The following is a 20,863-nucleotide window of genomic DNA, read 5'->3' on the forward strand; positions in this document are numbered from 1 at the left end:
ATGTGAGTCACGTTTACGCCAACGCTTCCATTTTTGCCAATTTTTGTTCAGGAGTTTTGCAATATGTACAGCAAATCCGTTTCTCTTGCAGAGCAAGATCCTTCACTTTGGGGTTTTATTCAGCAAGAAGTACAACGTCAGGAAGATCACATTGAGTTGATCGCATCTGAAAACTTTACTAGCCCTGCAGTGATGGAAGCGCAAGGTTCTCAGCTAACTAACAAGTATGCTGAAGGTTACCCAGGCAAGCGTTTCTACGGTGGTTGCGAGTATGTTGACCAAGTAGAACAACTAGCGATTGACCGTTTGAAGCAGTTGTTCGGCGCTGAATACGCTAACGTACAGCCACACTCTGGTTCTCAAGCTAACCAAGCCGTGTATTTCTCTATCTTGAAACCAGGTGATACCGTAATGGGTATGAACTTGGCTCATGGTGGTCACTTAACACACGGTTCTCCAGCAAACTTGTCTGGCAAACTGTTCAATATCGTTGCTTACGGTCTTAACGACAAAGAAGAGATCGACTACGACGAAATGGAACGTGTAGCGACTGAAACTAAACCAAAATTGATCATTGGTGGTGCTTCAGCATTTGCATTGCGTTTCGACTTTGCTCGTATGGCTGAAATCGCTAAAAAAGTTGGCGCTTACTTCATGGTTGACATGGCTCACTATGCAGGTTTGATCGCTGCTGGCGTTTATCCAAACCCAGTTCCACACGCTGACTTTGTAACCTCAACTACTCACAAAACATTGCGTGGCCCACGTGGTGGTTTGATTCTTGCTAAAGCTGAACACGAAAAAATCTTGAATTCAAACGTGTTCCCAAGCTTGCAAGGTGGTCCTTTAATGCACGTGATCGCCGCTAAAGCAGTTGCTTTCGGTGAAGCATTGAAACCAGAGTTTAAATCTTACCAAGAGCAAGTGTTGAAAAATGCTGCAGCAATGGCTGAAGCATTGGCTGCTCGCGGTGTTCGTATCGTTTCTGGTCGCACAGAGTCTCATGTTTTCCTAGTTGACCTACGTGCTAAGGGTCTAACTGGTAAAGCTGCTGATGCTGCCTTGGGTAAAGCGCACATCACTGTGAACAAAAATGCGATCCCTAACGATCCAGAAAGCCCATTTGTTACTTCTGGTATTCGTATTGGTTCTCCGGCGATTACTACACGTGGTTTCAAAGAAGAAGAAGCTCGTATTGTTGCTAACCTAGTTGCAGACGTACTGGATAATCCAGAAGACGAAGCAAACTTGGCAACTGTACGTGAAAAAGTAAAAGCACTAACTGCTCGTTTCCCTGTATACGGCGCATAAGCTTTCTTGCTTTTTCCAAAAAAACCCCGCTTCGGCGGGGTTTTTTATTTTGTGTTTACTTGTAGAGTTGAACTGTCATGGATGAATCTAAGCAACTGTCTATGTTTGTCAGCTAAGAATATTTCTAAAGTCGCGACTTACAAAATCAATTTTGGATACAAAATGAATTTTAAAATGCCCGTTTCTACAGTCATCGCTGGGTTGATTACCGTGCTAGTTGGCTATACGAGTTCGGCAGCTATTGTGTTTGATGCCGCCAGAACAGCGGGCGCAACACCTGCCCAGTTAGCTTCTTGGCTGTGGGCATTGGGGCTAGCAATGGGGCTTACCTGTATTGGGCTGTCCTTCAAGTACAAGGCTCCTGTTGTCACTGCTTGGTCTACACCAGGTGCTGCATTGTTGGCCACTAGCTTAGCGGGCTACTCAATGAATCAAGCGGTTGGTATTTTCCTGTTTTCTGCCCTGCTAATTATGGTGGCTGGATTTAGTGGCATTTTTGAAAAAATGGCTGACCGTATTCCCGTGAATATTGCTTCCGCTATGTTGGCTGGCGTGCTGTTACATTATGGTATAGATGTGTTTGGTGGCATTTCTCAAGCACCGGTATTAATTGTTGCCATGCTTGCAACGTATTTGATCATGAAACGACTCGCACCACGCTATGCAATTTTGCTTGTGTTGTTGGTTGGCATTGGCTTAGCCATCGGGCAAGGGCAGATGAGTTTATCGTCTGTTGGCTTTCAAATGACCCGACCAGAGTGGATTACTCCTTCGTTTAGCGTGAAAGGGATGATTGGCGTTGGTATTCCTTTATTCCTGGTCACCATGGCATCTCAAAACCTCCCTGGTGTAGCTGTCTTACGAGCAAACGGTTATGAGGCACCCATTTCGAAACTGATTGGATGGACTGGCGTAACTAACTTTGTTTTAGCGCCGATTGGTTGTTTTGCGGTTAACCTTGCCGCGATTACCGCGGCAATTTGTGCAGGCCCAGAATCTCATGAAGATGTAAAAGAGCGATATAAAGCGAGTATGGCTGCTGGTTTCTTTTATTTAATTCTTGGTTTACTTGGCGCGACAGTTGGTGCGCTGTTTAATGCATTTCCTCATCAGCTGGTATTAGGCTTGGCGGGTATCGCGTTATTTGGAACGATCGGCCAATCTCTATCTGTCGCTATGCGAGATGAACTAGAAAGAGAAGCTGCATTAATTACGTTATTAGTGACCGCATCAGGGGTGAAGATATTTGATATTGGTGCGGCCTTCTGGGGCTTAATTGCTGGGCTTATTGTCAGACAGGTGATGATTAAGCGTTAATGCAATTGTTTTATTCTCCACTCATTGTAGCTTGGCATGTATCATATGTTTTTTGATTTTGTCGGTCATACCAAGAATAACTAGTCACAATTGATGTACTAGAAATAGTGAGTGGAGTAGTTGATGAAATGCCCTTTTTGCGGTTCTCCAGACACACAAGTAATTGATACTCGCATGACCGAGGAGGGCGATACGATTCGCCGTCGTCGCCGTTGTGTGTCATGTGAAAAGCGCTTCAATACATTTGAGACTGCCGAGGTTCGGCTCCCTCAAGTCGTTAAACAAAATGGTAATCGCTCAGAGTTTGATCGTGAGCGTTTACGTATGTCTTTTATGCGTCCTTTGCATAAGCGCCCTGTTCCAACTGCTCTGGTTGATGAAGCAATTGGAAAAATAACGCAACGCATTCTGAGTCTTGGTCTTAGAGAGATTCCATCTCGCCAAATTGGTGAAATGGTCATGACTGAACTGAAAAAATTAGATCAGGTTGCCTACATTCGTTTTGCTTCGGTATACCGTAGCTTTGAAGATGTAGACGATTTCCGTGATGTGATTAAAGAAGTCCAAAAAGATGCCTGAAGTAACTGCGGCAGATATTGCTTGGATGCAAGAAGCGCTTGCTGAAGCAGATAAAGGTATTTACATCACCACACCTAACCCTTCGGTTGGTTGTGTGTTGGTAAAAGAAGGTGAAGTTGTTGGACGTGGACATACGCAACCAGCAGGTCAAGCGCATGCTGAAGTAATGGCATTGCGATCTGCAGGAGCGCTTTCTGTTGGCGCGACTGCTTATGTGACACTCGAACCATGTAGCCATTTTGGAAGAACTCCTCCGTGTGCCGATGCTTTGATTCGAGCAGGAATTTCCCGTCTTGTGGTGGCTGCGTTAGATCCTAACCCGCTTGTGTCAGGGCAAGGGCTAGATAGAATAAAAGCCGCTGGGATTGAAGTCGTGACCGGCGTGTTGGCCGATGCTGCAACTTATCAACTGCGTGGCTTCCTTAGTCGAATGACAAGGCACCGCCCTTGGTTGCGATTAAAAATAGCAGCGAGCTTAGATGGTAAAACTGCATTAGCCAATGGTGATAGTAAATGGATAACCGGTAACGCCTCGCGTTCGGATGTACAGCATTGGCGAGCCAGAAGTTGCGCAATGGTCACAGGTATCGGCACCGTTATAGCGGATGATCCTCAGCTAAATGTGCGGATATTAAACGGTGAGGATTGGCATGGACGTCAGCCCGTTACGGTTATTTTAGATACAGATCTGAAAATATCACCCAATGCCAAAATTCTGAAAAACCCGCAGGTGGTGGTTTTAACGGCAAATACAGCACAACTTCAAACCATTGCTTCAGACCATATACAAGTAGTGGTTCTGCCAAGAGAAGGTCATCACCTTTCTATGAGAGCCGTCCTGGATTTCTTGTCGTCGCAATCTTGGAATGAAGTAACAGTGGAAGCTGGTGCAATACTGAATGCGGCATTTCTAGATAGTGGAATGGTTGATGAAATTATTCTGTACCAAGCGCCGAAGCTTTTAGGCACGGGTGGCCGAGAAATGATTGCATCTAAACCATTGCAAAACTTAGCATCCGCCACCACCTTTGTAGTGAAAGATTGCCAGCCTGTTGGTGAAGACATGCGCTGGATATTACATACCCAACCTAAACCATCTGCGTTAGTGCAGACAGAAGTGGAGTGATCGTGTTTACAGGTATTATTCAGGCGGTTGGTACGATTACCGCAATAGAAGAAAAAGGCCAAGATGTTCGTCTGACAGTCGATAGCAGTAAGCTAGATCTAGGTGATGTTGGTCTCGGTGATAGTATTGCCCACAACGGTGTGTGCTTAACGGTGATTGAAAAATTACCGAATGGCTACTTATTAGATGTATCTGCAGAGACGTTAAATGTCACTGTGGGTCTAGACAAGGTGGGTAACCTAGTCAATTTAGAAAAGGCTATGCGCTTATCTGATCGTTTAGGTGGTCATTTGGTATCTGGTCACGTGGATGGTGTTGGTATTGTAAAAAGTTTTGCGACGCCAGAAGGTGAAGCTGATAGTGATTGTATGGAGTTGGTGATTGATGCACCAACGAATATTGCTCGTTATATTGCCAAAAAAGGATCAATCACCGTCAATGGTGTTAGCTTAACCGTGAATAAGGTTGATCACACGGCCTTCTCAATCAATTTGATTCCACATACGTTACAAGAAACGAATCTGCATCAATTGGCACCAGGTAGTAAAGTGAACTTAGAAATTGATTTGATTGCACGTTATGTAGAGCGAATGAATCAGTTTGATCGCGCCTAATTTGTGCGATTAACTGATTTTGTCTCAAAATAAAAAAGCCCCGAGTTAATCGGGGCTTTTTACTGGTGGGAAGACTTATTGCTAAGTTGTTTTTTTCCGTCGTCTAGTTCCCGTCGGCTTAGCAGCAGGTTTTCCACTTGGAGTCGTTGATGCTGTTCGCGGTTTGGCAGTTGATTTTGCACGACGACGTGGGGGTCGAGGGTTCGGTTCAGTTGGAGCTGCCGATTTTTGTTCAGACTTTCCAGTTGCAGCAGAACGACTCCGCTGACTTGTGCTGTTCTTACGTCTAGGTTTTTTCTGAGGAGTTAGATCCGTTTCTTCGTTCTCAGATTTTTCGTCAACTAGTACAAAATCTATCTTGTTGGTTTCCATGTCTACACGAACAACTTTAATGGTGACACGAGAACCTAACTGATAGACAACGCCTGTTTTTTCACCTAGTAGTTGATGTCTGATTGGATCAAAATGGAAGTAATCACGACCTAACTCAGAGATATGTACCAGACCTTCAATATAGATATCATCTAATAGTACGAAAATACCAAAGGCAGTCGCTGCTGAAATGGTACCAGCATACACTTCACCCACCTTGTCTTGCATGAAATAGCATTTCAGCCAATTTTCGACGTCGCGAGAGGCTTCATCTGCACGACGTTCTGTCATCGAGCAATGTTCACCTAATTGCGTCCAATTACCGGCTTTATATTTTTTTCCAGCAAGGATTGCCTTGATCGTCCGATGTACCAGTAAATCTGGGTAACGGCGGATAGGGGAGGTAAAATGCGTATACGCTTCGTAACCTAAACCAAAGTGGCCAATATTGTCAGGTTCATACTGTGCTTGCATTAGCGAACGCAGTAAGACGGTTTGCATCAGCCCCGCATCAGGACGTTCACGGATTTTTTCCATCAACTGCGCATAGTCTTTGGCCGTTGGTTTTTCTCCACCACCTAGACCTAATCCGGTTTCTCTTAAAAAAGTACGAAGCTTTTCCTGTTTATCAGGAGATGGTACATCGTGATTACGGAATAAACATGGATGCTTATGCTTTAGAATAATATCTGCTGCGCACACGTTGGCCGCTAGCATACACTCCTCAATTAATCGGTGCGCATCATTGCGGACAACCGGAACGATTGTTTCAATTTTACCTTGATCATTAAAGATCATTTGTGTTTCGGTTGTGTCAAAATCAATCGCGCCACGTACATCGCGCGCTGCTTTTAATGCGTCGAATACTTGATTGAGATGTTGCAAGTGCGGTAATAAGGCTTTTGCTTCCGGGTCTACGATTTCCTCTGGTTTTGCTAACCAGTTTGCCACCTTTGTATAAGTTAAACGTGCTTGAGAGAACATCACCGCTTCGTAGAACTCATACTTCTTAATTTCACCCTTCTTATTGATTTGCATATCACAAACCATACAGAGGCGTTCAACCGCAGGGTTTAGTGAGCAAATCCCATTTGAAAGGGCTTCTGGCAACATTGGGATCACACGCCTAGGGAAATAGACCGAGTTACCGCGTGCTTTCGCTTCTTCGTCTAAAGCTGTACCCGGTGTGACATAAAAGCTAACGTCAGCAATGGCAACAACCAATCGCCAACCTTTGCCTTGCGGCTCACAAAATACCGCGTCATCAAAGTCTTTTGCCGTTTCACCGTCAATCGTTACTAACGGCAGGCTAGTTAGATCGACACGGCCTTCCTTATCTTTCTTACGTACTTTTTTCGGGATCTTTGTTGCTTCTACTTCATCAGAAAAAATGTGCGGCAAATTATGTTTGCGTAACGCAATTTCAATTTCCATGCCTGGATCAGCATAGTTGCCTAATACTTCTGTCACTTTCCCAATGGGTTTTGCGTACTTACTCGGCTGTTGAATCAGTGAAACCATCACAATCTGACCAGTTTGTAATGGTTGTTCTAAATGAGAATTTTCTGATTTAGGAAGCAGAATTTCATGAGAGATGCGTTTATCTTCTGCTAATACAAAAGGGATACCGCGCTCGACAATAATTCGACCAACTAGATGTTGTTGGGCGCGTTCTAATACTTCAATGATGATGCCTTCACGCTTGCCGGTTCGATTTCCGCCGCGTTTTTCACCGGGTACTTCACGCACTAAGACCTTATCGCCATGCATGACTTTCTGCATTTCTCTTGCAGATAAGAATAGATCTGATGATCCATCTTCAGGTAAGCAAAATCCAAAACCATCTGCATGGCCTTGAACTTTACCCACGATTAAGTCGATTTTCTCCGCAATGCAAATCGCACCTTTTCGGTTAAAGATGATCTGGCCATCTCGCTCCATCGCGGCTAGTCGTTTAATGAAAAGTGTTTCTTCATCATTTCGGATTTCTAACAGATTCATCAGTTCAATCGGAAGAACTGGTACACCCTGGTCGGTTAAGATTTGGAGAATATATTCACGGCTTGGAAGAGGAAATTGATAGTTTTGCTTTTCTCTATCTAGCCATGGATCTTGCATTCGTAAACCACTTGAACGCGCATTTTGTGGCGCTGTTTGTCTCGCTGGTTTTGTTGCGGTTTTTTGTGGGGGATTTGCCTGTCTTCTAGGACTGGCGCGTTTTACTGAAGAGGTGTTTGCTGTACTTTTGCTTCTTGGTTTTTTTTGCATCGTGATAGTTGACACGGTTTTGTAAAGTCTTATAATGCGTGCTTCTTGACAGGCATGCAATAGATTTATATGGTCTATTTGCAAAATAGTTTGTAAAGCTGGTGAGCCCAGGTGGCGGAATTGGTAGACGCACTAGGTTCAGGTCCTAGCGGTGGCAACACTGTGGAAGTTCGAGTCTTCTCCTGGGCACCACGCAAATTATTGAAAACTCTGCTCATCATGCCCAGGTGGCGGAATTGGTAGACGCACTAGGTTCAGGTCCTAGCGGTGGCAACACTGTGGAAGTTCGAGTCTTCTCCTGGGCACCAGTTGTCCTTCTGTAGTATTTCTCCTTTAAAATTATCCAAATCATTGTTTTAGATGCAATTTATCGTTGGCTTCTAACATACATTTGTGCCAATTTGTCGATTTCCACTTGTCTACACCCAAGGTTCTGTGAAATAGTTAATGTTTTTTCAAATCGTTTGCAGATTTGGCAAAATTTAGAATTTAGATGTACCCGTATAACTCAAGAAACGAGGAAAACATGGCAGTAAAGCATTTCTTGCAATTCAGTGACTTCACTTTGGCCGAGCATGAATACTTGCTACGACGAACAGCCGAATTGAAACGACGCTGGAAAGCAGGCGAAATTTACCAGCCACTTGCAGGTAAAGTGTTGACCATGATTTTTGAGAAGAACTCGACACGTACGCGTGTTGCGTTTGAAGCTGGTATGGCGCAATTAGGCGGTCATGCAGTTTTTCTATCTAATAATGACTCTCAACTTGGTCGTGGTGAGCCAATTGAAGATGTATCTCGTGTTGTTTCACGCATGACAGACATTGTCATGGTGCGTACTTTTGAACATCGCATTGTTGAACGTTTCGCATCGGTTTCAAAAGCACCAGTGATTAACGCACTGACGAATGAATTTCATCCATGCCAAATCATGGCAGATATCTTTACCTTTATTGAGCACCGAGGTGATATCAAAGGTAAAACTGTTGCTTGGATTGGTGACGCGAATAATATTTCTTATACATGGAGACAAGCAGCGAAACTGTTTGATTTCCAATTACGTGCAGCGACACCAAAAGGGTATGAGTTCAAAGATGTCGATGGCGTGAAGTATGATGAACGCCATTTTGTACAATTACATGATCCAATTGCGGCAGTAAAAGATGCTGACATTGTCACTACTGATGTTTGTGTCTCAATGGGCTTTGAGCGTGAATCATTGCAGCGTAAGATGGATTTTGAACCATACGAAGTAACAACAGATCTAATGTCTCATGCAAAGCCAGATGCGTTATTTATGCATTGCCTACCTGCTCACCGTGGTGAAGAAGTGGCCGCAGAGGTGATTGATGGGCCGCAAAGCGTGGTATGGGATGAAGCAGAAAACCGTATGCACACCCAGAAGGCGCTTTTAGAATACCTATTGTTAGGTCAAGTTGACTAAAATGAGTGGCTTCTTGATGAAGTCACTCTAAATCCCAAGTGAAGGAATATAGATCATGCAAATTAGTGAAGAAGTTGTTGCTACGCTAGGTATGCAAATCGGTCTAACGGGATTGATCCTTTACATGTCATTTATTGTTTATGACTTAGCTAAAGAATCAAAAGCGGGAAAGTACGGCACCATCGTCTTGTTTGGTACATTAGGTTTAGGTGTATTTGGGTTTGTTTTGAAAACTATTTTGACCGAAATTTTGGTCTGAGTTGAGAGAGAAAAATGGCTGATTTAGTAATTGCAGATGTAACCGTAAATAAAAAAGCTAGCGTTTATTTTGATGGTAAATGTATTAGCCATGGTGTTACTTTTCCTGATGGTACTAAAAAATCAGTTGGTGTGATTTTGCCAGCATCTTTGACTTTCAATACCGGCGCACCAGAAATCATGGAAATTGTTGACGGTGCATGCAAGGTACGCTTGAAAGGTACTGAAGAATGGGTAGCTTATGCTGCTGGTTCAGAATTCAAAGTACCAGGTGATTCTAGCTTTGATATTGAAGTATCAGAAACAGTGCATTACGTCTGCCATTTTGGTTGATTTAAACTCGCCAGCGGTTAGCGAGTTTATGCATCGCAAAAAAGCCAGCAACTGTTGATGCTGGCTTTTTTATTGCTAAGTGTTTGGCAATTGCCAATTAATCGGTTTCACGCCTCTCTCTTGTAACCATTCATTCGCTTTATTAAAGTGGTTACAACCAAAAAATCCTCGGTAGGAAGATAGTGGGGAGGGGTGAGGTGCTTCTAGCACCAACTGATGAGAAGGAATGAGTGATTTCTTCTTTTGTGCATCACTTCCCCAAAGTAAAAATACAATCGGTTGAGATTGGTTGGCGATAACACTTATCAGATGATTGGTAATGGTTTCCCAGCCGTGCCCTCGATGACTCCCTGCTTTGTCTTTTCTTACACTAAGAACCGTATTTAGTAACAAAACCCCTTGCTTTGCCCATTCTGAAAGCTCTCCGCTAACTGGTGCAGATGTAATCGCGTTTGATTCTAGCTGTTCTTTAAACATGTTTCGTAAGGATGGCGGGATCTTCACACCTTTTTGTACACTAAATGCCAGCCCGTGCGCTTCACCTTCCCCGTGATAAGGGTCTTGCCCTAGGATCACAATTTTTATTTGATCAAGCTTGGTCAAATGAAATGCAGTAAATAAGCTAGTAGGGTAAACCGTTTGTCCAGCTTCCTTTTCCTTTGCTAGTAAGGCATTGACTTGTTCCCATGCACTATCAAGTAAGGAGTTACTTAAAATTTGTTTCCAAGCATCAGGCAATGCAGCTACTTGATGGGTGATTGACTCGAATTCAGTTTCATTTTGAAACATAAAATTTTGCTGCATGATTATCTCTTTAGCTTGGCAAATGCCTCTGAAAAGGCGGTTGCCTTTGGCTGGTTTACATTGGCCTTAGGTGATGCGGTTGGTTTGTTAGTCGTTTGCTTATTCGCTTGTTTAACCGGCTCTGCGTTTAACTTCATACTTAATGCGATTCGTTTTCTTGCGACATCAATTTCAGTCACTTTTACTTTGACAATATCGCCAGCTTTGACTACTTGGTGTGGGTCTTTCACAAACTGATCGGATAATGCAGAAATATGAACTAAACCATCTTGATGAACGCCAATATCAACAAATGCACCAAAATTAGTAACGTTAGTGACAACGCCATTTAATAACATACCAATTGCTAGGTCTTTTATTTCATTGACTCCATCGTCAAAGGTAACCGCTTTAAATTCTGGCCTTGGGTCACGACCGGGCTTCTCTAGTTCTTTCAGAATATCCATGATGGTAGGAAGACCTGTTTCACCATCAACAAACTCAGTTGCGGGAATTTGCTTAAGAAGGCTGCTATTTCCAATTACTTCTAAAACCGGTTTGTTTAGTTTTGCTAACATTTTTGCGACAACAGGATAAGACTCTGGATGAACAGAAGAGTTATCTAGCGGATTATTGCTATTGCGAATGCGTAAGAATCCCGCTGCTTGCTCAAACGTTTTTTCTCCGAGGCGAGGTACTCTCTTCAATTGTTCTCTGTTTAAAAACTCGCCGTTCTGATCGCGAAACTCAACAATGTTTTTCGCAATCGTTGCAGATAACCCAGATATTCTTGTTAGCAGTGAAATAGACGCTGTATTTAAATCTACACCGACCGCATTGACACAATCTTCGACTACCGCATCAAGTGACTTTGCTAATTGGACCTGATTCACATCGTGTTGATACTGGCCAACACCAATGGATTTTGGTGTGATTTTGACGAGTTCCGCGAGCGGATCTTGTAATCTTCTAGCGATAGAAACGGCACCTCGTAAACTCACGTCTAGCGTAGGAAACTCTTTCGCCGCTAGTTCTGAAGCAGAATAAACTGAGGCCCCTGCTTCAGATACAACAATTTTTTGCAGCTTGACTTGGCTATCGAAAGACTTGATTAATTCTTGTGCTAACTTATCTGTTTCTCTACTTGCAGTACCATTTCCAATCGCAATTAATTCTACTTGATGGGTGTTCACTAATTGGGTCAAGGTTTTAAGGCTACCAGACCAATCGTTGCGAGGGACATGAGGATAGATAGTATCTGTTGCGAGTAATTTTCCCGTTCCGTCTACTACTGCAACTTTGACGCCGGTACGAAGTCCTGGGTCTAACCCAATCGTTACGCGTTGACCTGCAGGTGCGGCCAGTAACAAATCTTTTAAATTCTTGGCAAAAACGCGAATGGCTTCTGTTTCACTGCTTTCTTTTAGGGTTGCCAGCAATTCATTTTCTAGACTTGGTCCAATTTTACCTTTCCAAGCTAATTTTGCAGTTTCTACACGCCATTTTTGCGTGGCATGAGCATCAATTCGGGCATGCTGCAAGATCATGACTTCGGCTGCATTATTTACTTCTGAGGACTCTGGTAAATCTAGTTTAATACTCAGTGCATTTTCGGCAACTCCACGCAATATCGCTAATGCTCGGTGAGAGGGAATGGAGCGGATGTCTTCAGTAGCAGCAAAATAGTCTTTAAATTTCTCAGCACTTTCGCTTTGGTCAATTCGCTTGGTGGTGATTTGTCCTTTTTGCCAAAGTAAATTTCGAAGCTTCCCAATTAAAGAGGCGTCTTCTGACCAGGTTTCAATCACAATGTGTCTAGCGCCATCTAGCACGCTTTTAAGGTCAGCTAAATCTGGGTGTGAGCCGACAAACGTTGCCGCTAATTCTGCTGGCTCCAAATGTAATTGGCTGAGAATTTTATCTGCTAGCGGAGCAAGTCCTTGCTCCCGCGCAATTTGTGCTTTGGTTCTTCTTTTGGGTTTAAAAGGGAGATAGAGGTCTTCTAAGGATTGCTTTGTATCTGCTTGTTGTAATTGTGTGAGTAACGATGGCGTCAGTTTTTCTTGCTCTGTGATGCTTTTAATAATCGCAGCACGTCGGTCTTCTAGTTCGGTTAGATAAGCTAGCCGTTCTTCTAAGGCGCGTAATTGGGTGTCGTCTAAGCCGTTGGTGACTTCTTTACGATATCGTGCAATAAATGGAACCGTTGCACCTTCATTAAGTAAGGTAATTGCAGCATTAACCTGCTGCTCACGAACGTTTAGTTCAACCGCAATTCGTTTGGCAATCGAAGAAGACATATAGTGGCAATCTAGCTATTAACAAGACCGCCACTTTGAAGAGGTTTCTATTGAAAATCAAGCAGGAATTTCATTTTGCATGAATAAGGCCATCTCAGCAGATGGCAGTGGCTTACTGTATAAGAAGCCTTGTGCAAACTCACATCCTAATTCTTTCAGGAAACTAGCTTGCTGCTCCGTTTCTACGCCCTCGGCCACTACTTTTAACTTTAGGTTGTGCGCCATCGCGATAATCGCAGAAGTAATCGATGCATCATCTGGGTCATTAATTACATCGCGAACAAATGAGCGGTCAATTTTTAGGTGGTCAATTGGGAAGCGTTTTAAGTAGGACAAGCTAGAGTAACCAGTACCAAAATCATCAATCGCAAGTGAAACACCTAGTTCATTCAATCGAGAAAGCAGCTGGATAGTATCTTCTACCTCATACATCAGTAGAGACTCAGTAATCTCCAATTGTAGTAATTCGGGGTCTAATCTACTTTCGGCAAGCGCGGAGGCAACCGTTTCTACAAGCGATCCTTTTAAGAACTGACGTGCAGATAAGTTAACCGCAACTGGAACAACTTTTAAGCCTGCATCTTCCCACACTTTTGTTTGTCGACAAGCTTCACGCAGAACCCATTCACCAATTGGCACAATTAGGCCAGTCTCTTCTGCAATTGGAATAAAGCGTAGTGGCGATACTAAACCTAGTTCTGGGTGTCTCCAGCGAATCAACGCCTCCATGCCGACTAGTTCTTTGGTAATCAAATCAATTTGAGGTTGGTAATGTAATTCAAATTGATCATTACGTATGGCAATACGTAACTGACGCTCCATATCAAGGCGTTCAGTTGCGGCAGTGTTCATGCTTTGTTTGAAGAACTGATAGTTATTGCGACCACTATCTTTCGCAAAATACATGGCAGTATCAGCGTTACGCATTAAGCCATCAACAGTTGATCCATCGTCAGGGCATAAGGCAATACCTATAGATGGTGTGATGTGTAAGTCCATGTTATCAATAACGAAGGTGCTGGTTAGCGCCTCCATGATTTTTAATGCGGTATTTTCTGCCTCTTTCGCATCATCTAAGCCAGACAACACAATCACAAACTCATCACCACCAATTCTAGCTACCGTATCCGCATGACCAACACAACCGATTAGGCGGTCTGCAACGTGTTTCAGCAAGCGGTCACCAAAACTATGGCCTAAGGTGTCGTTAATGTTTTTAAAGCGATCTAGGTCAATAAAGAGAAGTGCGCTTTTCTTATGATTGCGCTCAGCTTGTAAGATAGATTGCATCAATCTATCGTGCAGTAAGTTTCTGTTAGGTAGTCCAGTGACGGTATCGTGGTGTGCCAAGTGCCAAATGTGGTCGGCGTGCTGTTTTTGTTCTGTAATGTCAGAAGTGATACAAACAAAGTTCCGAATTGCACCATCATCGCCTCTAATTGGCGATAACGTCACTAGCTCTAAGAACATTTCGCCATTTTCTTTTCTGGTCCAAATTTCACCTTCCCAGAAAGTGTGGCTATTCAAATGATGCTGAATCGTATCGATTAATGTGTGGTAATGATCTCTGCCTTTAAGCATTGGTGCTACCACACCAATTAAATGATCTTCTGTTGTGGCCAGCATTTGGCAAAATGCCGGGTTCGCAGAAATAATGCGAAACTCATTATCTAGAATCAGAATACCGTCTCGGCTTTGCTGAATTGCTTTAGATGCAAGTTGTAGGCCTTCTTCAATTAGTTTTCGCTGTGTCACATCTACAATGGTTGCGCGGACAAAGTTACCATTCATCGAAGGCATTCTAGATAAACGGATTTCAACAAATAAATTCGGGTTTCTAGCTGTAGTGTGCTGCCATTCAAGTACTTGTGGTTTTCCGGCAAAGGCCGCATCGAGAATTTTGTGGCCAAGGTCAGATGAAGATTTTCCATCCGGCTGAAAAGCTGGTGTAATGAGTCCATCCCAAAGCGTTAAAGACAGTAGCTTCTCGCGCGTTAAGTTATATAGGCTACATGCAAATGGGTTTGCGTCTGTGAACGTACCGGTGTTTACATCGATCACGACAATGGCTTCCGGCGCATTTTCGATCAGTGAACGATACCGGTCTTCACTTAAGGCCAATGCTTGGGCTGACTTTTTGCGTTCTTCTAGTTCTTCTTCAAGTCGGATATTGGTTTCTTCTTGTGCAACAAATAGGTTATTCAAAGCCATCCGCGTGGTTTCGAGCGATTGACCTAGCATGCCTAATTCATCCGTTCTTTCCCAAACAAAGGGTTCGTCTAATTCACGACGCGCCAAGCTAGTCGATTCTGAGATTAGTTTTCTGAGCGGATCTAACAGACGACGTTGAAGAAGTACCAAAATCATGATCATACTGAGCAGAATCTGCCCAAGTAGAATGTTCAAGAAGGTTTTTTCGTAAATCGTTAGCTGTTCTTGTAATTGCCCATCGTGCATGACAATCTGAACTTCACCAATTTGAGCCCCTTTTCTTACGATAGGGCGTTTGACCACATAAGGTTTACCGGTCGCAAATTCTGAATGTGTCAGGGACAAAAAAGTACCGACGTTTTCGGCATGAACTTCTATGCTCGAAATTCGACGGTCACTAGATAAAGCTTCTAAGATAGGCTTGGCAGACTCTGGGCTTAAGTTCCAAACAGGTTCTTGCATACCTAATGAAAGGATCTCCGCCAAACGAGTTTGGTCGGTCATAAATGCATCATACAGATCAGCACGGCGTTTTTTGATCGCATAAAGGCCTGTACCAACTGCTGGTATCAGCAAGGCAAGAACGACCGTAATGATGAGTGCGCTACGTAATGTTAGTCTTGGCTTCAGTTTCATCAATTGCTTATTCATCCATGCAATAGGCAGATGTCACAAAAAGGGGATATTTGCTTATCATCGAATTAGCATAACAGATGTGCTCGGTACTGTCTTATTTAACCTGTAGTCTTCTGACAGTTTCAGTTAAAATTGTCCCTTTGCATCTCTTTTAATGCAGTTTTCATACATATGCAACCATACCCAATAGGGTAATCCGTGTGTATGGTTATTTTATAGCTGTTCTGATAATCTTCCGGGCCGATTTCTATAGGTTTTTTGGGTTTAATGCAATAAAAATTTTGCAAGCAGTCGATTCAAATTACACATTCGAGTTCAAGCAGGTATTCGGATGGTGTGTTGAGTTGAAGGCTCCAAAGCGCTGTAGAGATGTTTCAAAATAAATGACTTGTCAACCAACTGTTTCGACAGCTCGTTGTTAGTAAATGACTTTAATTCGCATAGTGAACAATGAATGAAGCAAGCTGAATCTCGAATGTCACCCATCGAAATGAGAGCAAGCCTAGGGCTGGCAGGCGTTTATGCCCTTCGTATGTTGGGGATTTTTCTCTTTTTACCTGTGTTCATGCCCTATGCATCACACTTGCCAGGTAGTGATCCCGCTTTAGGTGGTTTTGCGTTTGGTATTTTTGCCTTAGTACAAGCCTGCCTATTGATTCCGTTTGGCATGTTGTCTGATCGTATTGGCCGCAAAAAAGTAATTTATATTGGCTTAACGCTGTTAGCAATCGGTAGTTTTATTGCGGCTTATGCCAGTAATATTTACTGGCTAATTGCAGCTAGGGGTTTGCAAGGAACAGGGGCGATATCTGCTGCTCTAACCGCATTACTCGCGGACTTAACGCGTGAAGAACATCGTACCAAAGCGATGGCGATGATTGGTGGCAGTATTGGTGTCACATTTGCAGTATCACTAGTGCTTGCAGCAAGGATTGAGCATTGGATTGGTGTGCCTGGCATGTTTAAGCTGATAGGATGCTTGGCGATTGCCGCAGCAATTGGTGTTAAATTTATTGTTCCAGACCCTGTTATTTCTCGTTTTCACTCAGATACAGAAACGAATGCAAGTAGATTACCTTCTGTATTGAGAAATACCGAATTACTGCGTTTAAATTTTGGTGTATTTGCATTGCATGCTGCACAGGCTGCGATGTTTGCCGTCATTCCGTTTGTATTAAGTAAAGAACTAAAGCTAGATCAATCAATTCAATGGCACGTGTACTTACCCGTTGCAATTTTAGGATTTGTACTTATGGTGCCCGCCATTATTTATGGTGAGAAAAAAGGAAAGCTAAAACCTGTATTCTTGGCGGCAATTGCACTGATGCTGGTTGCCCAAGCGGGCATGTCTTTCGGCCTAGTTTCCTATGCGGGTATTTTTGGATTGCTAGGTATTTACTTTATTGCCTTTAATATTTTAGAGGCTACTTTGCCATCAATGATTTCCAAAATGGCGCCAGCAGATGCAAAGGGTACGGCAATGGGGGTACAGAATACCGCCCAGTCGATTGGTTTTGCCGTTGGTGGTGGTTTAGGTGGTGTGGTTTATAAGCATGCAGGTATTGCGCCTACCTTTTTGTTTTGTGCATTTCTAATGTTCTTGTGGCTGATTGTTGCCGCAGCAATGAAGCCACCGCTAAAAGCATCTAGCAAGATGTTCCATCTCGCTGATGATTGGAATGGTGATGCTAATTTACTAAAACAAAGTTTAGCGGCATGCCATGGTGTGTTGGAAGCGGCGGTAATCACTGAAGAGCGGGCGATTTATCTGAAGGTTTCACAGGCTGGGTGGGATGAGGCAGGTGTAAAGCAATTGCTGGAAGCTGCCTAATCTGATGTTTTGTTTAGATGGTAATTGAAAATTTTGCGCTTTTATTTTCTTCAGCTCAGCTTATCCGGTAGAATTTACAGAGAACTATTGGGTTGTCTACTGTCATGTAGGGCAATCTGTAAGATTAATGATGTTGAAAATGGATGATTCTAAAAGATGGCATCTCTGAATAAAGTGTTGTTGATTGGTAATTTGGGTCGTGACCCAGAAGTGCGTTACATGCCAAACGGAGAGGCAGTTGCCAACTTTAGTATTGCAACGACAGATTCTTGGAAAGACAAGAATGGTCAAAAGCAAGAGCGTACCGAATGGCATAACATTGTTATGTATCGTCGCTTGGCTGAGATCGCAGGCCAATACCTGAAAAAAGGAAGTTCAGTGTATTTGGAAGGTCGTTTACAAACCCGTAAATGGCAAGACAAACAAACAGGTGCAGATCGCTATACGACAGAAGTGGTTGCTGATCAGATGCAAATGTTAGGTGGACGTGGCATGGGCGGCGGTGCTGCCGACTTTGGTGGTAATGATGACGGCGGCTTCCAAAGTGCGCCACCTGCGCCAGCTTATGGTGGTGGTAATCAAGGTCAGGGTGGTCAGGGTGGCGGCTTTAGTCAGCCAGCCCCAAGACCAGCTCAACAACGTCCTCAGATGGATGACTTTGCCGATGACGATATCCCTTTCTAAGCCGAGAATGGGGTAGGTGTGTTGCAGAAAAATTAAAAGCCACTAGTGATAGTGGCTTTTAATTTAGAAATTTTAGATATTCTTTTAAGACTTGATAAATTTGGTCAGAAGTCTATCTAACTGATTGGAAAACTGTTGTTTGTCAGCAGCGCTAAATGCACTAGGGCCACCAGTTTCTACCCCACTATTTCGTAATGACTCCATAAAGTCGCGAATCGATAAGCGTTCACTGATATTGAATTTGTCGATTAACTCCCCCTTAAAGTCTATTACGGTTGCCCCTTTGGCAATGACCAAACTCGCTAGCGGGATATCAGAAGTAATCACTAAGTCATTTGCTTCGACAATCTCATGAATATATTTATCCGCCTCATCAAATCCCGATGGAACTTGATATGCTTTGATCCAGTCTGAAGGCGGAGTGTTCAGTAATCGGTTGGCAACAAATAAGGTGGATAGTTGACAGCGATTGGCTGCACGATAAATCACCTCTTTAATGGCAACAGGGCAAGCATCAGCATCTACATAAATGCGCATAACATTTCTTTTCGGTAATTTGGAGGTGATTTACTCGTCTGAGTAGGTCAGTATTATGCCATCCAATTCGCTGTCCAGTTAAAATTGCCATTAAAAAGGATAGCTCGTCGTATTAGGACAAGTAATTTAGAATTATTTCTGTATGCTTGATACATTTTTTTCAAAACCTCTGGCAAGGAGATTCTGTTAAGTAAAGCGATAGGGCTACTTAATATGAATGCCAGATAATTTAGGAGAACAAGATGGATGTTCGTGCAGCGGTTGCACATAAAGCAGGTGCGCCTTTAACGATTGAGACTGTTCAGCTTGAAGGCCCTCGCTACGGTGAAGTATTGGTCGAGATTAAAGCGACTGGTCTTTGCCACACAGATGAATTTACCCGTTCTGGTGATGATCCTGAAGGTTTGTTTCCTGCGATTCTTGGCCATGAAGGCGCCGGTATTGTGGTTGATGTCGGTCCCGGCGTAACGACGCTGAAAAAAGGAGATCACGTCATTCCTTTGTACACCCCAGAATGTCGCCAATGTAAGTTTTGCTTGAGCCAAAAAACAAACTTGTGTCAGGCGATTCGCGCCACACAAGGTCAAGGATTAATGCCTGATGGTTCTAGCCGTTTTACCTTAAATGGTGAAAAAGTATTCCATTATATGGGTACATCTACCTTCGCAAACTACACCGTTGTGCCAGAAATTGCGTTGGCAAAAATCCGCGAAGACGCACCATTTGATAAGGTTTGCTATATCGGTTGCGGTGTAACAACAGGTATTGGCGCTGTGATCAACACCGCAAAAGTAAAGCCAGGTGACAATGTAGTTGTCTTTGGCTTGGGTGGTATTGGTCTGAACGTGATTCAGGGCGCGCGCTTGGCCGGTGCGAATATGATCATTGGTGTGGATATCAACCCTGCACGTCGTGAATTAGCAGAAAAATTTGGTATGACTCACTTTGTGAACCCGAAAGAAGTTGAGGGTGATCTAGTTCCATACCTAGTTCATCTAACTGATGGTGGTGCAGACTATAGCTTTGAATGTATTGGTAATGTCGATGTGATGCGTCAAGCACTAGAATGCTGCCACAAAGGCTGGGGCGAGAGCATCATTATTGGTGTGGCTGGTGCAGGTAAAGAAATTAGCACACGTCCATTCCAGTTGGTAACAGGCCGTGTATGGAAAGGTTCAGCATTTGGTGGCGCACGTGGCCGTACCGATGTGCCAAAAATTGTCGACTGGTACATGGAAGGCAAGATCAATATTGATGATCTGATTACCCATGTGATGCCACTGGAAGACATCAACAAAGGCTTTGACCTGATGCACTCTGGCGAGTCTATCCGCAGTGTGGTGGTATTCTAAATGAGTAATCTGACGATGGAAGTGCTGAGCGAACATCGTGCATTTGGTGGCAAGCAGGGCTTTTATCGTCATGCGTCCACCAGCTGCAACGGCAGCATGAAGTTCTCGCTCTACCAGCCGCCACAAGCGGAAGCAGGCAAGGTGCCCGTACTGCTGTACTTGTCCGGGCTGACTTGTACCGAAGAAACCTTCATGATCAAAGCAGGTGCTCAGAGGCTTGCTAGCGAACTAGGCATGATGCTGGTGACTTGTGATACTAGCCCGCGTGATGCAGCTGTTGCTGGTGAGTCAGATAGCTGGGACTTTGGTCTGGCAGCCGGGTTTTATCTGGATGCCACGCAAGCACCTTGGTCGACCGCTTACAATATGTATAGCTATGTCGTTAAAGAGTTGCCCGCAGTGCTAGCAGCTAATTTTCCTGCAGCAGACCTAGACCGTATGGGGCTTTTTGGCCATTCGATGGGTGGGCATGGCGCGTTAACAATTGGTCTAAAGCATCCAGAGCAATTTAAATCTGTTTCCGCTTTTGCGCCAATCGTTGCTCCTAGCCAATGTCCGTGGGGTGTCAAAGCCTTCACCGGTTACTTGGGCGCAGATCAATCGGCTTGGGCGGCTTATGATGCGACTAGCCTCGTTGCCAAGCAGCAGCATCCGCAAACCATTCTGATTGATCAAGGTACAAGCGATAAATTCTGGGTCGAGCAATTGAAGACCGAATTATTTGTCGAGGCTTGCCAGAAGGCTGGTCAAGCGGTGTCGGTGAATCTGCGTGACGGTTATGACCACGGCTATTACTTTATTAGTTCCTATATTGATGACCATTTGCGTCATCATGCAGGGATTTTGAAGGGCTAAACTGGTCCTTGGCTTGCCGTGTGCAGACTGCTTGGGCTACTCTTCGAGGTAG

Annotated in this window: 17 protein-coding genes and 2 tRNA genes; 14 read left to right on the top strand and 5 right to left on the bottom strand. The window is 43.8% G+C overall.

Annotated elements, in window-relative coordinates; all coding sequences use genetic code 11:
• Nucleotides 1-63: 63 nt before the first annotated feature.
• The 5 genes from glyA to LIN78_RS02630 all read left to right on the top strand — a co-directional run bounded on the left by glyA (nucleotide 64) and on the right by LIN78_RS02630 (nucleotide 4,947).
• Nucleotides 64-1,311, top strand: coding sequence for a serine hydroxymethyltransferase (gene glyA / locus LIN78_RS02610; protein WP_227178166.1), 1,248 nt, complete (start codon nucleotides 64-66; stop codon nucleotides 1,309-1,311).
• 81 nt (nucleotides 1,312-1,392) lie between these two features.
• The gene (locus LIN78_RS02615; protein WP_227178168.1) at nucleotides 1,393-2,628 is read left to right on the top strand and encodes a benzoate/H(+) symporter BenE family transporter; all 1,236 of its coding nucleotides are present in this window, start codon (nucleotides 1,393-1,395) and stop codon (nucleotides 2,626-2,628) included.
• A 123-nt stretch (nucleotides 2,629-2,751) separates the two neighbouring features.
• Complete coding sequence (gene nrdR, locus LIN78_RS02620) at nucleotides 2,752-3,207, top strand: transcriptional regulator NrdR (protein ID WP_227178170.1); 456 nt, start codon at nucleotides 2,752-2,754, stop codon at nucleotides 3,205-3,207.
• Entirely contained in the window at nucleotides 3,200-4,333 is a 1,134-nt protein-coding gene (gene ribD, locus LIN78_RS02625) for a bifunctional diaminohydroxyphosphoribosylaminopyrimidine deaminase/5-amino-6-(5-phosphoribosylamino)uracil reductase RibD (protein WP_227178172.1), read from the top strand. Before nrdR ends, ribD begins: the two co-directional genes overlap by 8 nt.
• Nucleotides 4,334-4,335: 2 nt before the next feature.
• Nucleotides 4,336-4,947: a riboflavin synthase gene (locus tag LIN78_RS02630; protein WP_227178174.1), complete on the top strand. Its 612-nt coding sequence runs from the start codon at nucleotides 4,336-4,338 to the stop codon at nucleotides 4,945-4,947.
• An 81-nt stretch (nucleotides 4,948-5,028) separates the two neighbouring features.
• Here LIN78_RS02630 and rnr read toward each other — a convergent pair whose 3' ends face one another.
• On the bottom strand, nucleotides 5,029-7,437 hold the full coding sequence (rnr, locus tag LIN78_RS02635) for a ribonuclease R (protein ID WP_227178176.1): 2,409 nt from the start codon (nucleotides 7,435-7,437) through the stop codon (nucleotides 5,029-5,031).
• 255 nt (nucleotides 7,438-7,692) lie between these two features.
• Here rnr and LIN78_RS02640 point away from each other — a divergent pair.
• From LIN78_RS02640 to ppnP, 5 genes are all read left to right on the top strand, one after another.
• Nucleotides 7,693-7,779 (top strand) — tRNA-Leu (locus tag LIN78_RS02640).
• Nucleotides 7,780-7,808: 29 nt separating this feature from the next.
• Nucleotides 7,809-7,895 (top strand) — tRNA-Leu (locus LIN78_RS02645).
• Nucleotides 7,896-8,113: 218 nt separating this feature from the next.
• Nucleotides 8,114-9,031 (top strand): ornithine carbamoyltransferase, encoded by a 918-nt coding sequence (gene argF, locus LIN78_RS02650; RefSeq protein WP_227178178.1) that lies wholly within the window; start codon nucleotides 8,114-8,116, stop codon nucleotides 9,029-9,031.
• A gap of 61 nt (nucleotides 9,032-9,092) precedes the next feature.
• Nucleotides 9,093-9,290 carry a DUF2788 domain-containing protein gene (locus tag LIN78_RS02655; RefSeq protein ID WP_373307733.1) on the top strand — a complete coding sequence of 66 codons (198 nt, stop codon included), beginning with the start codon at nucleotides 9,093-9,095 and terminating at the stop codon, nucleotides 9,288-9,290.
• A gap of 14 nt (nucleotides 9,291-9,304) precedes the next feature.
• Nucleotides 9,305-9,622, top strand: a complete 318-nt coding sequence (gene ppnP, locus LIN78_RS02660; RefSeq protein WP_227178182.1) for a pyrimidine/purine nucleoside phosphorylase — start codon at nucleotides 9,305-9,307, stop codon at nucleotides 9,620-9,622.
• Between the two features lie 75 nt (nucleotides 9,623-9,697).
• Here ppnP and ung read toward each other — a convergent pair whose 3' ends face one another.
• The 3 genes from ung to LIN78_RS02675 are packed head-to-tail and all read right to left on the bottom strand — an operon-like array spanning nucleotide 9,698 to nucleotide 15,552.
• A complete protein-coding gene (ung, locus tag LIN78_RS02665) occupies nucleotides 9,698-10,411 on the bottom strand; it encodes a uracil-DNA glycosylase (RefSeq protein WP_373307735.1) in 714 nt (237 codons plus the stop codon).
• Between the two features lie 17 nt (nucleotides 10,412-10,428).
• Nucleotides 10,429-12,705: a Tex family protein gene (locus LIN78_RS02670; RefSeq protein WP_227178185.1), complete on the bottom strand. Its 2,277-nt coding sequence runs from the start codon at nucleotides 12,703-12,705 to the stop codon at nucleotides 10,429-10,431.
• 57 nt (nucleotides 12,706-12,762) lie between these two features.
• Nucleotides 12,763-15,552, bottom strand: coding sequence for an EAL domain-containing protein (locus LIN78_RS02675; protein WP_227178187.1), 2,790 nt, complete (start codon nucleotides 15,550-15,552; stop codon nucleotides 12,763-12,765).
• Nucleotides 15,553-16,006: 454 nt separating this feature from the next.
• Between LIN78_RS02675 and LIN78_RS02680 the strand changes: the two genes are divergently transcribed.
• Complete coding sequence (locus tag LIN78_RS02680; RefSeq protein ID WP_227178189.1) at nucleotides 16,007-17,383, top strand: MFS transporter; 1,377 nt, start codon at nucleotides 16,007-16,009, stop codon at nucleotides 17,381-17,383.
• 156 nt (nucleotides 17,384-17,539) lie between these two features.
• Complete coding sequence (locus LIN78_RS02685; protein WP_227178191.1) at nucleotides 17,540-18,067, top strand: single-stranded DNA-binding protein; 528 nt, start codon at nucleotides 17,540-17,542, stop codon at nucleotides 18,065-18,067.
• Between the two features lie 84 nt (nucleotides 18,068-18,151).
• Here the strand turns inward: LIN78_RS02685 and LIN78_RS02690 are convergent, their stop codons facing one another.
• The gene (locus LIN78_RS02690) at nucleotides 18,152-18,604 is read right to left on the bottom strand and encodes a YaiI/YqxD family protein (protein ID WP_227178192.1); all 453 of its coding nucleotides are present in this window, start codon (nucleotides 18,602-18,604) and stop codon (nucleotides 18,152-18,154) included.
• A 242-nt stretch (nucleotides 18,605-18,846) separates the two neighbouring features.
• Here LIN78_RS02690 and LIN78_RS02695 point away from each other — a divergent pair, with 242 nt between their 5' ends.
• Entirely contained in the window at nucleotides 18,847-19,956 is a 1,110-nt protein-coding gene (locus LIN78_RS02695) for an S-(hydroxymethyl)glutathione dehydrogenase/class III alcohol dehydrogenase (protein ID WP_227178194.1), read from the top strand.
• Nucleotides 19,957-20,811, top strand: coding sequence for an S-formylglutathione hydrolase (fghA, locus tag LIN78_RS02700; RefSeq protein ID WP_284700239.1), 855 nt, complete (start codon nucleotides 19,957-19,959; stop codon nucleotides 20,809-20,811). It begins immediately after the preceding gene.
• The last annotated feature ends 52 nt before the right edge of the window (nucleotides 20,812-20,863 follow it).

Origin of the sequence: Leeia speluncae (assembly GCF_020564625.1) — a bacterium.
In the GTDB taxonomy this organism is placed as follows: Bacteria; Pseudomonadota; Gammaproteobacteria; order Burkholderiales; family Leeiaceae; genus Leeia; species Leeia speluncae.

Bases quoted from the DNA above. Each gene is read 5' to 3' on its own strand.
- glyA (WP_227178166.1), top strand. From the start codon at position 64: ATGTACAGCAAATCCGTTTCTCTTGCAGAGCAAGATCCTTCACTTTGG.
- LIN78_RS02615 (WP_227178168.1), top strand. From the start codon at position 1,393: ATGAATCTAAGCAACTGTCTATGTTTGTCAGCTAAGAATATTTCTAAA.
- nrdR (WP_227178170.1), top strand. From the start codon at position 2,752: ATGAAATGCCCTTTTTGCGGTTCTCCAGACACACAAGTAATTGATACT.
- ribD (WP_227178172.1), top strand. From the start codon at position 3,200: ATGCCTGAAGTAACTGCGGCAGATATTGCTTGGATGCAAGAAGCGCTT.
- rnr (WP_227178176.1), bottom strand. From the start codon at position 7,437: ATGCAAGATCCATGGCTAGATAGAGAAAAGCAAAACTATCAATTTCCT.
- argF (WP_227178178.1), top strand. From the start codon at position 8,114: ATGGCAGTAAAGCATTTCTTGCAATTCAGTGACTTCACTTTGGCCGAG.
- ppnP (WP_227178182.1), top strand. From the start codon at position 9,305: ATGGCTGATTTAGTAATTGCAGATGTAACCGTAAATAAAAAAGCTAGC.
- ung (WP_373307735.1), bottom strand. From the start codon at position 10,411: ATGTTTCAAAATGAAACTGAATTCGAGTCAATCACCCATCAAGTAGCT.
- LIN78_RS02670 (WP_227178185.1), bottom strand. From the start codon at position 12,705: ATGTCTTCTTCGATTGCCAAACGAATTGCGGTTGAACTAAACGTTCGT.
- LIN78_RS02675 (WP_227178187.1), bottom strand. From the start codon at position 15,552: ATGAAACTGAAGCCAAGACTAACATTACGTAGCGCACTCATCATTACG.
- LIN78_RS02680 (WP_227178189.1), top strand. From the start codon at position 16,007: ATGAAGCAAGCTGAATCTCGAATGTCACCCATCGAAATGAGAGCAAGC.
- LIN78_RS02685 (WP_227178191.1), top strand. From the start codon at position 17,540: ATGGCATCTCTGAATAAAGTGTTGTTGATTGGTAATTTGGGTCGTGAC.
- LIN78_RS02690 (WP_227178192.1), bottom strand. From the start codon at position 18,604: ATGCGCATTTATGTAGATGCTGATGCTTGCCCTGTTGCCATTAAAGAG.
- LIN78_RS02695 (WP_227178194.1), top strand. From the start codon at position 18,847: ATGGATGTTCGTGCAGCGGTTGCACATAAAGCAGGTGCGCCTTTAACG.
- fghA (WP_284700239.1), top strand. From the start codon at position 19,957: ATGAGTAATCTGACGATGGAAGTGCTGAGCGAACATCGTGCATTTGGT.